12 protein-coding genes are annotated in these 9,844 nt (G+C 67.4%); 6 read left to right on the top strand and 6 right to left on the bottom strand.

Annotated features, from left to right (window positions below):
* Positions 1 to 280: ketosteroid isomerase (locus ACIQ42_RS11045; protein WP_397422247.1), on the top strand; the 280-nt coding region annotated here is incomplete at its 5' end.
* An 8-nt stretch (positions 281 to 288) separates the two neighbouring features.
* On the opposite strand, the gene ACIQ42_RS11040 is transcribed toward ACIQ42_RS11045, so the two are convergent.
* Both ACIQ42_RS11040 and ACIQ42_RS11035 read right to left on the bottom strand, forming a co-directional pair.
* Entirely contained in the window at positions 289 to 1,098 is an 810-nt protein-coding gene (locus tag ACIQ42_RS11040) for a DUF1295 domain-containing protein (protein ID WP_397422246.1), read from the bottom strand.
* A gap of 10 nt (positions 1,099 to 1,108) precedes the next feature.
* Positions 1,109 to 2,329 (bottom strand): acetyl-CoA acetyltransferase, encoded by a 1,221-nt coding sequence (locus ACIQ42_RS11035; RefSeq protein ID WP_397422245.1) that lies wholly within the window; start codon positions 2,327 to 2,329, stop codon positions 1,109 to 1,111.
* Positions 2,330 to 2,397: 68 nt separating this feature from the next.
* On the opposite strand from ACIQ42_RS11035, the gene ACIQ42_RS11030 reads away from it, so the two are divergent.
* Genes ACIQ42_RS11030 through ACIQ42_RS11020 form a run of 3 tightly spaced genes read left to right on the top strand, consistent with a single transcriptional unit; the run spans position 2,398 to position 5,365 of the window.
* A complete protein-coding gene (locus ACIQ42_RS11030; RefSeq protein ID WP_397422244.1) occupies positions 2,398 to 3,234 on the top strand; it encodes a DUF547 domain-containing protein in 837 nt (278 codons plus the stop codon).
* Complete coding sequence (locus ACIQ42_RS11025) at positions 3,234 to 3,950, top strand: TVP38/TMEM64 family protein (protein WP_397422243.1); 717 nt, start codon at positions 3,234 to 3,236, stop codon at positions 3,948 to 3,950. Before ACIQ42_RS11030 ends, ACIQ42_RS11025 begins: the two co-directional genes overlap by 1 nt.
* Positions 3,947 to 5,365 (top strand): dihydrolipoyl dehydrogenase family protein, encoded by a 1,419-nt coding sequence (locus ACIQ42_RS11020; protein WP_397422242.1) that lies wholly within the window; start codon positions 3,947 to 3,949, stop codon positions 5,363 to 5,365. The genes ACIQ42_RS11025 and ACIQ42_RS11020 overlap by 4 nt, the downstream gene beginning before the upstream one ends.
* Here the strand turns inward: ACIQ42_RS11020 and ACIQ42_RS11015 are convergent.
* From ACIQ42_RS11015 to ACIQ42_RS11005, 3 genes are read right to left on the bottom strand one after another with little or no spacing between them, the layout of a single operon-like run.
* Positions 5,342 to 6,472: an FAD-dependent oxidoreductase gene (locus ACIQ42_RS11015; protein WP_397422241.1), complete on the bottom strand. Its 1,131-nt coding sequence runs from the start codon at positions 6,470 to 6,472 to the stop codon at positions 5,342 to 5,344. The two genes, ACIQ42_RS11020 and ACIQ42_RS11015, sit on opposite strands and share 24 nt — an antisense overlap.
* Before the next feature lie 5 nt (positions 6,473 to 6,477).
* Complete coding sequence (locus tag ACIQ42_RS11010) at positions 6,478 to 7,287, bottom strand: DUF1499 domain-containing protein (RefSeq protein WP_397422240.1); 810 nt, start codon at positions 7,285 to 7,287, stop codon at positions 6,478 to 6,480.
* A 26-nt stretch (positions 7,288 to 7,313) separates the two neighbouring features.
* Positions 7,314 to 7,706 (bottom strand): hypothetical protein, encoded by a 393-nt coding sequence (locus tag ACIQ42_RS11005; protein WP_397422248.1) that lies wholly within the window; start codon positions 7,704 to 7,706, stop codon positions 7,314 to 7,316.
* A gap of 37 nt (positions 7,707 to 7,743) precedes the next feature.
* On the opposite strand from ACIQ42_RS11005, the gene ACIQ42_RS11000 reads away from it, so the two are divergent.
* Positions 7,744 to 7,902, top strand: a complete 159-nt coding sequence (locus ACIQ42_RS11000) for a hypothetical protein (protein ID WP_397422239.1) — start codon at positions 7,744 to 7,746, stop codon at positions 7,900 to 7,902.
* Positions 7,903 to 8,157: 255 nt separating this feature from the next.
* Here ACIQ42_RS11000 and ACIQ42_RS10995 read toward each other — a convergent pair whose 3' ends face one another.
* On the bottom strand, positions 8,158 to 9,432 hold the full coding sequence (locus tag ACIQ42_RS10995; RefSeq protein ID WP_397422238.1) for a NupC/NupG family nucleoside CNT transporter: 1,275 nt from the start codon (positions 9,430 to 9,432) through the stop codon (positions 8,158 to 8,160).
* Between the two features lie 154 nt (positions 9,433 to 9,586).
* Here ACIQ42_RS10995 and ACIQ42_RS10990 point away from each other — a divergent pair.
* A partial coding sequence (locus tag ACIQ42_RS10990; RefSeq protein ID WP_397422237.1) for a transposase occupies positions 9,587 to 9,844 on the top strand: 258 nt, incomplete at its 3' end.

Below are 9,844 nucleotides of genomic sequence, written 5' to 3'. Positions count from 1 at the left end.
CACCGACGGCATCGAGCAGACCGTCGAGGAGAACATGAAACTGCTGGGCTGGATGGTCCGCAGGATGCCCGACAGACACTACCGGATCCTGCGACGCGAGGCGCTGTCAGACGGGTTTGTGCAACAGCATGTGCTTGAGACGTCACTTCCCGACGGCACCCTCTGGACCATGGACGCCTGCGCTGTGGTTCGCGTGAAGGACGGCGTGATCACACGGCTGGATGAGTATGTAGACTCCGCCCAGTTCAAGACCCTGCTGGACGCGCACCGCAGGCCGTAAGGCTCGGCTCAGACCGGTTCGGCCGGCTTTGGCGGCCATGGAATGAAGGGCGAGGTGCGGCGCTTGTAGTCCTCATACCCCGGCTTGCGCCGCTGCATGCGACCCTCGACGGTGGGCATTCCGCTCCAGCGGGTGAGCGTGAAGACCAGGTAGGCGGGCCCCACGATGGCGAACAGGCCGGGCGTCGTTTCCGCCGCCACCAGCCAGAGGCCAAACCAGACGCAGGCGTCGCCGAAGTAGTTGGGATGCCGGGTATAGCGCCACAGCCCGCGATCCAGGATCAGGCCCGCGTTGGCCGGATCCTTGCGGAACCGAACCAGCTGCCAGTCGCCCAGGCTTTCGAAGATCAGGCCGAACACCGCAAGGCCCGCCCCGGCCCAACCGATCCAGCCCAGTTGGGCCGGCTCAGCCGCGATCTGGCCTAGCTGCACCGGCAGGCAGACCAGCCAGAGCAAGGGCATCTGCAGCAGGAACACCAGTCGGAAGGCCGCATAGCCATAACCCCAGCCACGCTCGACCTTGGCCTTGTCCATCATCCGGACGTAGCGGCGGTCGGGGCCATGATCGCGCCAGCGCCAGAGCAGATAGCCCGCCAGCCTGAGCGCCCAAGCCACGCAGATCACGGTCAGCACCAACCGACGCTCTGTACCGCCGCCAGTTTGCAGGAAGGTGGAGATCGCCACCACACCCATGCCTGCGCCCCAGAGGCTGTCGACGGGGGTGCAGTCGCGCATCGCCACGCAGGCGGCCCAGGCCAGCACAAACAGCGCCAGAATGACCCCGGCGTTGACCGCCAGAACGATGGCTATGTCCTGCATTGGCTGTCCTTCAGAGGCCGACGACGAGGCTGACCGTCGTCGTGGTCGAGCCGCCGATGTTGAGCGTCTGCACGGTTTTGGCGCCCTCGACCTGATAGTCGCCGGCGCGGTCCGTCACTTGCTTGAAGGCGTCCAGCGCCATCCGCACGCCCGTGGCGCCCACGGGATGGCCGCCGCCGATCAGGCCGCCGGACGGATTGACCGGGAGCCGGCCGCCGATTTCGATGGAGCCGTCCTCGATAGCCTTCCAGGCCTCGCCGGGCGCTGTCAGGCCCAGGTGCTCGATGGCCATGTACTCGGTGGTCGTGAAGCAGTCGTGGGTCTCAACGGCGTCCAGCTGGGACACATCCGTGATCCCGGCGCGGGCGCGGGCGTCGTCGATGGCGCGCTTCACCTGGGGAAACACATAGGGCTCGCCGGCGCTCGCGCGCACCTTGCGGTCATAGCTGATCGGCGCAGAGCGATGCCCCCAGCCCTTGATCTGCGGCAGACTCTCCAGAGGGATGCCCCGCTTGGCGGCATACTCGGTCGCCGCCTTTTCAGAGGCCAGGAAGATCACTGCCGAGCCGTCGGTCACCTGGCCGCAGTCGTTCTTGCGGATCATGCCCTCGACGACCGGGTTGGCTTCATCGTCTTCGGTGAAGCTCTTGTCATTGAAGGCCCACTGCCGCGTCTGGGCGTTGGGGTTTTTGCGGCCGTTGGCGAAGTTGATCTCCGCGATCCGCATCAGGTGCTCATACTTCAGACCAAAGCGGCGATCGTACTCCTCGCCGAGGTCGGAAAAGGCGCGGGGCCACAGAAAGGTGGCGTCCTCAAATTCATGGCCGGTCCAGGCCGCCGCGCCGAGATTTTGCGCGGCCTGCTGGCCAGACACGTTCCGCATCATTTCGAGGCCGACGACACAGGCCGTGTCATAGCGTCCGGCCTCGATCTCGGCGGTGGCAGCCAGGATCGCCACGCTGCCCGAGGCGCAGGCCGCCTCGTGCCGCGACGTCGGCATGCCATCAAAGCCGGGATGCACCAGGCCAAAGAATCCGCCCAGCAGGCCCTGACCCGCGAACAGTTCACCTACGAAGTTGCCCACGTGGCCCGTGTCGATGTCTTTGGGTTCCAGGTCAACGGCCGCCAGACCCTCGCCCACCACCTCGGCGAAGGCGTCGGCAAAGTCCATCTGCTGGCGCGCCCAGTTCTTCGAGAAGTCGCTCTGCCAGCCACCCAGAATATAGACCATCGTGCCCTCGCCCATTCTTTGGTGTGACTATACCGTTGATCCCGACGGGACCAAGAGGACTTGCGGAAATGTCTATGGACAGAGTGCCCAGACGTACGTTGATCGGCGCGGGCTTCGGCCTGGCCGCCAGTATCGGCGCGGGATCGGCGACGGCGCAGGGGCTCGCAAGGTTCACCGGGGGTGCGGCTGGAACCGGCGCGGCCGACCCTTCGGCGTTTGACACCCTGCTGGCGCGATGGGCCAGGCTGTCGCAGGACGGGGTGGTCCGGGTCGACTATACGGGCTGGAGCCGGTCGGCGGCAGATCGGCAGGCGCTCAAGCGCTACCTGGACGGATTGACGGGGCTTGACCCGCTGACACTGACCCGACAGGAGCAGTTCGCCTACTGGGCCAATCTCTACAACGCCCTGACCCTGCAGGTGGTGCTGGATGCCTGGCCTGTCGCCTCGATCCGCAACATCCGCACCTCGGGTCTGTTGCCGGGGCCCTGGTGGAAGCCGATCACGCGGGTGGCCGGCGTGGACCTGTCCCTGAACAACATCGAGCATGATATTCTGCGCAAGGGTTGGCGCGATCCGCGGGTGCACTATGCGGTCAATTGCGCGTCCTTCAGTTGCCCGAACCTGCCACAGACGGCGCTTCGCGGGGTCGGGCTGGGGGAAGTCCTGGATGCGGCCGCGCGCGCCTATGTGAACCATTCACGCGGGGTGCGGTTCGAGGGGCAGAAGCTGATCGTCTCTTCGATCTACCGCTGGTACGGGGGTGACTTTGGCGGCAACGACGGCAAGGTGATCGCGCACCTGGCGCAATATGCCGCCCCTGCGTTGCGCACCCGACTGCAAGCGGTGGATCGGATCGCCAGAGGCGCCTATGACTGGTCCATCAACGCCACATCGGAGGCCTGATGGCCCGCTTCAGACGTTTCGTCCCATTACTGATCCTGCTTCTGGCGGTTGTGGCCGTGTTCGCCAGCGGGGCTACGCGATATCTCAATCTCGAGGCGCTGCAGGCCAATGAGGCCGCGCTACGGGCATTCGTGGACCAGCAACTGCCGCTGGCCCTGCTGACCTTCGTCGTCGTTTACGCGCTGGCCACGGCGGTCAGTCTGCCGGGAGCCACTATCCTCACCCTGGCGGGAGGGTACCTGTTCGGGACCTGGATCGGCGGCGCAGCCACAGTTGCGGGCGCCACAATCGGCGCGGTGCTGGTGTTCTACGCGGTGAAAACCTCATTTGGCCAGGTCCTGCGCGACAAGGCCGAGGCGTCAGGCGGCAGGCTGAAGTCGGTGATCGACGGCGTCCAGGCGGGCGCCTTTGGCTATATCCTGACGCTGCGACTGATCCCGCTGGCGCCGTTCTGGCTGGTCAATGTGGCCGCAGCTCTGGCCCATGCCCCGCTGCGCGCCTATGCGGCGGCGACCTTCATCGGGATCATGCCGGCGACCTTCATCTACAGCGGCATCGGCGCCGGGATCGGCGAGCTGCTGGCGCGGGGCGAAACGCCGGACCTGGGGGTCATCTTCTCACCAACCGTGCTGGGCCCGCTGGTGGCGCTGGGTCTGCTGACGCTCGCCACGACGATTTACCAGCGCATTCGCGCCAGATCCGGGAAGACCCTGTGAGCCAGACGATCAAGGCCGACATCGCCGTCATAGGCGCGGGATCCGGGGGCCTGTCCGTCGCCGCCGGCGCTGCCCAGCTGGATCTGAAGGTGGTGCTCTTTGAAAAGGGCGAGATGGGCGGGGATTGCCTGAACTATGGCTGTGTGCCGTCCAAGGCCCTGATCGCCGCGGCCAGCGCGGCGCACGAAGCCCGGCATAGCGGCCATCTGGGCATCAGCGCCAAAGCGGTTAGCGTCGACTTTGCGAAAGTCATGGCCCACGTCCACGCCACCATCGCGACGATTGCGCCGGTCGACAGCCAGGAGCGCTTCGAAGGGCTCGGCTGCCAGGTGGTCCGCGAGGCGGCCCGCTTCGTCGACGCACGGACGGTGGCCAGCGACAGCGTCCGGGTGGAGGCCCGCAAGTTCGTCATCGCGACCGGGTCGCGGGCAATGATACCGCCGATCCCGGGACTGGATGCCACGCCGCATCTCACCAACGAGACGATCTTCGAGCTCAAGTCCCTGCCCGAGCGACTGATTGTGCTGGGCGGCGGGCCGATCGGCGCGGAGCTGGGCCAGGCGTTCCGGCGTCTGGGGTCGGAGGTGGTCATCATCGAGGCCGAGGCGATCCTGGGCCGCGAGGACCCCGAGGCGGCGAAGGTCGTTGCGGAACAGCTTGAAGCCGACGGCGTAGAACTGATGGCGGGCCACAAGGCGATCCGCGTAGAGGCGGGGCCGACAGTCGTGCTTCAGTCCGGAGACAGGGAGGTCCGGGTCTCGGGCTCGCACCTGCTGGTCGCCTTGGGGCGCACGCCGTCTATAGATGACCTGAACCTGGAGGCGGCCGGGATCGCCCGTGATCGAAACGGGATCGTCACGGACAAATCGCTGCTGAGCTCGAACCGGCGTGTGTTCGCGGTAGGTGATGCAGCGGGCCGGGGCCAGTTTACCCATCTCGCCGGAACGCATGCCTCGCTGGTGGTGCGGCGCGCCCTGTTCGCATTGCCGGTCAACGCCAACGCGGTGCAGGTTCCTCGGGTGACCTATTGTGATCCGGAGGTAGGGGCCATCGGTCTGGGCGAGGCGGAGGCCCGCAAACAGCACGGCGCCGATATCCGCGTCCAGACTTTCGAGTTCGCCGAGAACGACCGGGCCCAGGCCGAGGGCGACACCCGCGGGTTCGGCAAGCTGATCACGACGGCCAGGGGCAAGGTGCTGGGGGTGACCCTGGTGGGCAGGCACGCCGGGGATCACATTCAGCTCTGGTCGCTGGCGCTGACGGCGGGGCTGAAGCTGAGCCAGTTGACCGGGATGATCGCGCCGTACCCTACCCGTGGCGAGATCAGCAAGCGGCTGGCGAGCGCCTTCTACACGCCGGCGCTGTTTTCGGACCGGACCCGAAAAGTGGTCTCAATCCTGAAGCACTTCGCCTGACGGTGCGCGCATCGCGGCGATGAAGTCGAGGTCGAGGCGGCGTTTCAGAGCCAGCGCGCTGCGGCCCATCCACCAGAACCGCCCTCGCATCGCCAGACCCGTTCCATCGCCGAGGTCCATGATCGAGAGCCATTGGCGCTGGGGGCGATAGCGGCGCATGCCCCCTCCACCCAGGGCGGCGAGGTTGTGGAGCAGGATCGGCGCGGCGCGCACGCCGAAGACGCCGGCGGCAGGGCGGGGGGAGCCCTCCATCACCGAACAGTCGCCGACCGCGAAGACGGTCGGATCCGCGACCGATTGCAGGGTCGGCCCGACCTGCAGCCGCCCTTCGCTGGAGACGGGCAATCCCGTCGCCGTGACAATAGGCGCCGCCGAGAGGCCGGCCGCCAGCACCAGCATGTCGCAGGCGAGGCTGCGGCCATCGGACAGGCGGCAGGCCCCGGTCTCGCGTTCGACGACCTCGCCGTGGACGAGGACCACGCCGCGTCGCTGGAGGGCCGTTGTGAGCCGGGAGGTCGCGCGGCGGGGGCCCCAGCCTGCCTCCCGCTTCCACACAAGATGTAGGCGTGGACGCCGTGCATTCCGCTCCAGAAGTCCAGCCAGGGCGGCCGCGATCTCGAAGCCCGAGGGACCGCCTCCGGCGATGACGATGGCGGGGTCCGGGCGGGAACTACAGATAGAGTTTTCTAGACGCGTCTTCAGACAAGCAAGGCTGTTTAGTGGCTTTGTTGACCAGACATCGGCCTGCCCGGTGAGGTGGTAGGGGTCCGGGGTGACGCTGCCGACGTTGAGGGAGAGGGCGTCGTAGATCATGTCCTGGCCGTCGGAGAGGCGCAGGCGCCGGGCAGCGCGGTCTATCGCTGTCGCCTCGGCGGCGATGTGGCGGACGCCGAAGTGCGACGCGAGCGCGGCCACGTCGATCTGCGCGCGGTCGGCGGTCAGGGCGCCGGACAGAACGCCTGTCGCCAGGCCCGAGTAGTGAAACGTCGATGGCGCCACCAGCACCGGCTCGACGCCCGCCGCACGCAGGACGGCGGCGTTTCGCAGGACATGCAGGTGGGCGTGGCCGGCGCCGACCAGGACGACGCGAGGTCGGGCCGGCGCCACGGACCCTAGGCCGCGGCCAGACGCGTCTTCAGGCCGGTCAGGAATTTCTGGATGCGGGCGGCGTTGGCGCCGATGTCGCTGAGGCCCACGCGGGAGGTGGAGCGGACGTCGACGATGGACCCACCGGCCGCACCCGGACGGACCCGTACGACCACGTCATCCTTGAAGCCGAACCAGAAGGTCTCGGCCGTGGCCTCGACGACGCCGGTGGCAGGATCGGTGGTGACGCCCGTCCAGCCCTGGGCCGCGGCCTCCGCCTGGGCGGCGGCGGCGGTCCTGGCCGGGTCGGCGGCGACGGTCAGGGTGCGGACGGCCGGATAGGCTTTGTGGCCAACCTGACCCAAGGTCAAGGCGGCGATCTTCGAGAAGTCCGGCGCCTTGTAGGCGTCCAGGCTGCCCATGGGCGCCGTCATGGGGTTCACCGGATTGGCGCTCATGGCCTGACGCGCCGCCATCACCTTCGCGGAGAAGACCGGCGCATCGACGATGTCGGTGGAGATGTCGTGGATCGGCGGAATGTCAGCCGACTTCGCCCGCACCGAGGCCAGATAGCCAAGGGCCAGCACCGGGATCAGCAGGCCCACCAGCGCCATGGCCCAGCCGGTGCGCGGCTTGCGGACCAGGGTCCACACCAGCGCCACAAGACCCAGCAGCAGGGTGATGCCGATCAGCGGCAGGCCGAACTGAACGATCAGCGTCATCAGGCCGAACTGCCAGGGCCACAGTCCGAACTTCACCCCAAGGGCCGCCACCATGAAGTAGGCCGGCAACAGCAGGGACAGGATCAGCGAGACGCGGGCGATCAGCAGTTTCATCGGAAGACCTTTATCAGTGGCGCCCGCTATCGAAACACACGTCGGGCGATCACGCTACGCTGGATCACGGTCAGGACACAAAGGGCGGTGAAGACGGCGGCGATAGCCGGGAAAAGGCCCGGCGCCAGGCACATCAGGGCGAAGGCCAGGATCGTCTCGGCGCCTTCGGCCAGGCCGGTGCTGTAGAAAAAGCTCTTGGGCCCATGCGCGGCGGTCTCCACACCCCGCTTGGCCGCCAGCGTCGCGTAGGCCAGGAAGCTGACGGCGGTGAGGGTGAAGGCGGCGACCAGGGCCAGGGCATAGGGCAGATTCTCCGCCGCCGCGAACCCGAAGCCCAGCGGCACGGCCAGGTAGAAGACATAGTCGCAGACGATATCGAGGTAGCCGCCGAAGTCGGTGGGCCGGCTGGCGCGGGCGATGGCGCCGTCCAGCCCGTCCAGCAGCCGGCTGGCGAGGATGTCCCAGCCCGATGGCGACGCCGGCCAGGGCCCCGCAGAGCGCGCCGGCCACGGTTACCTGATTGGCCGTGATCCCCGCGCGCGCCAGGGCGGCGCCCATGCGGTTCAGGGCCGGGTCGATCAAGGGCCGCAGCCGGGCGTCGAACATGAGGGTTAGGGACCTTTCTTTGGCTGAGGTTTGCCCCTGCCCGATCATTGCGCAAGCGATAGACGCCGGGTGCCCTTCTCCCCTTGCGGGAGAAGGTGGCCGCCGCAGGTGGTCGGATGAGGGGTCGCGCGGCCGGGCCGACAGGACGTCCGGGATTTGCTTGAGATTGTCATCGACCCCTCATCCGTCAGGCTTCGCCTGCCACCTTCTCCCACAAGGGGAGAAGGGGCGACCGTGGTCGTCCGATGGTGAAAGCTCAGCCCCTCACCCCGCCCAGGTCACCAGGCCGATGACCGCGCCGGTCATGGCGGAGGCCATGTTGCCGGCCAGCCAGGACTTCATGCCGAGTGCGGCCACCTCGGCGCGGCGGCCGGGGGCGAGCGTGCCGATGGTGGAGACCAGCAGGCCGACGCTGGCCAGGTTCGCCACGCCGCACAGGGCATAGGTGACGATCAACTGGCTGCGCGGATCGAAGGCGCCCGCCGGCAGGGCGGCCAGGTCCAGGTAGGCGACATATTCGTTGAGGATGGTCTTGGTGCCCATCAGCGCCCCGGCCTGGGGCGCCTGGTCCCAGGGCACGCCGAGCGTCCACATCAGGGGCGAGAACAGCCAGCCGAAGATCCGCCTGAGCGTCAGGGGCTGGCCGTCGAAGAGGGGCGCCAGCGTCAGGGCCTGATCCACCAGGGCGACCAGGGCGAAGATCACGATGATCACCCCGATCACCGCCAGAAACAGCTGCACGCCGTCCATGGTCCCGCGCACGATGGCGTCGATACTGCTGTCGTAGGCGAGGCCCGCCTCATCGGTGGACGCGTCGGTTGCCCCCTGCCCGGGCACCATCAGCCGAGCGATCAGGATCGACGCGGGCAGCGAGATCAGCGAGGCCGAGATCATGTGGCCGACCGCGTCCGGCACGCTCTTCGACAGGGTCTGGGCGTAGAGCACCAGCAGCACGCCGGAGATGTTGGACATGGCCAGCACCATGACGGCGAACAGCTCCGAGCGGCTCATCCGCTCGAAATAGGCCCGCACCACCAGCGGCGATTCCACGACGCCCAGGAAGATGTTCGCGCCTGCGCTGAGGCCCACCACGCCGCTGACGCCAAGCGTGCGGCGCAGCGCCCAGGACAGGCCCTGAACGATCCGAGACAGAATCCCCCAGTGCCACATCAACGCCGCCAGCGCCGAATAGACGATGATCAGCGGCAGGATCTGGAAGGCGATGATCAGGGGCGGCGCGACGCCCTCCTTAAGCTCAAACGGCAGCGGCCCGCCGCCGGTGTAGCCGAACATGTAGCTGGAGCCGACCAGGGAGGCCTGCTCGATGGCGGCCACGGCGTGGTTGGCCAGGCCGATCACCGACCAGACAAACGGCACGCGCACGACCACGAGAGCGATGCCGATCTGCAGGGCGATGGCGCCGAGGATCCAGAGGGCGCCGGGCCGGTTGCGGCGATCTTCGGACAGACCCCAGGCGACGAGGACGATCAGGGCGAGGCCGGTGAGGCCCTGGAGCTGGAGGAGGATGTCTGACGCCATGTGTGTGTTCTGCCCCCGGTGGGAGGTTCATACGCTGGCGGGGGTGGGGGCGCCAGAAGTTGACCACAGCTGAGATTGATGTTCATGTATTGTTCTCACCTCCCCCAGGCAGTTATATACTTGACAAAGCAGCCCCAAGGCGTAGGTTGGGCGCATGAATTTGACCGCCCCCATCTTCACCGACGCTGACAAGGCCCGCGCCCATCTGGAAGCGACCCGTTGGCCGCAAGGTCCGAGCTGCCCGCATTGCGGCGTGGTGAACGAGGCGACCAACGTCGGCGGCAAGTCCGCTCGCAAAGGCTGCTATCAGTGCAACGCTTGCCGCGAACAGTTCACCGTGACCGTTGGCACCGTTTTTGAGCGCTCCAAGGTTCCGCTCAACAAGTGGCTTCTCGCGACCTACCTCATGTCG

It is taken from the genome of Phenylobacterium sp. (assembly GCF_044372605.1).
Lineage (GTDB): Bacteria > Pseudomonadota > Alphaproteobacteria > Caulobacterales > Caulobacteraceae > Phenylobacterium.
Note: the sequence above shows the minus strand (reverse complement) of the source record. Positions and strands in the feature narration are given on the sequence as shown.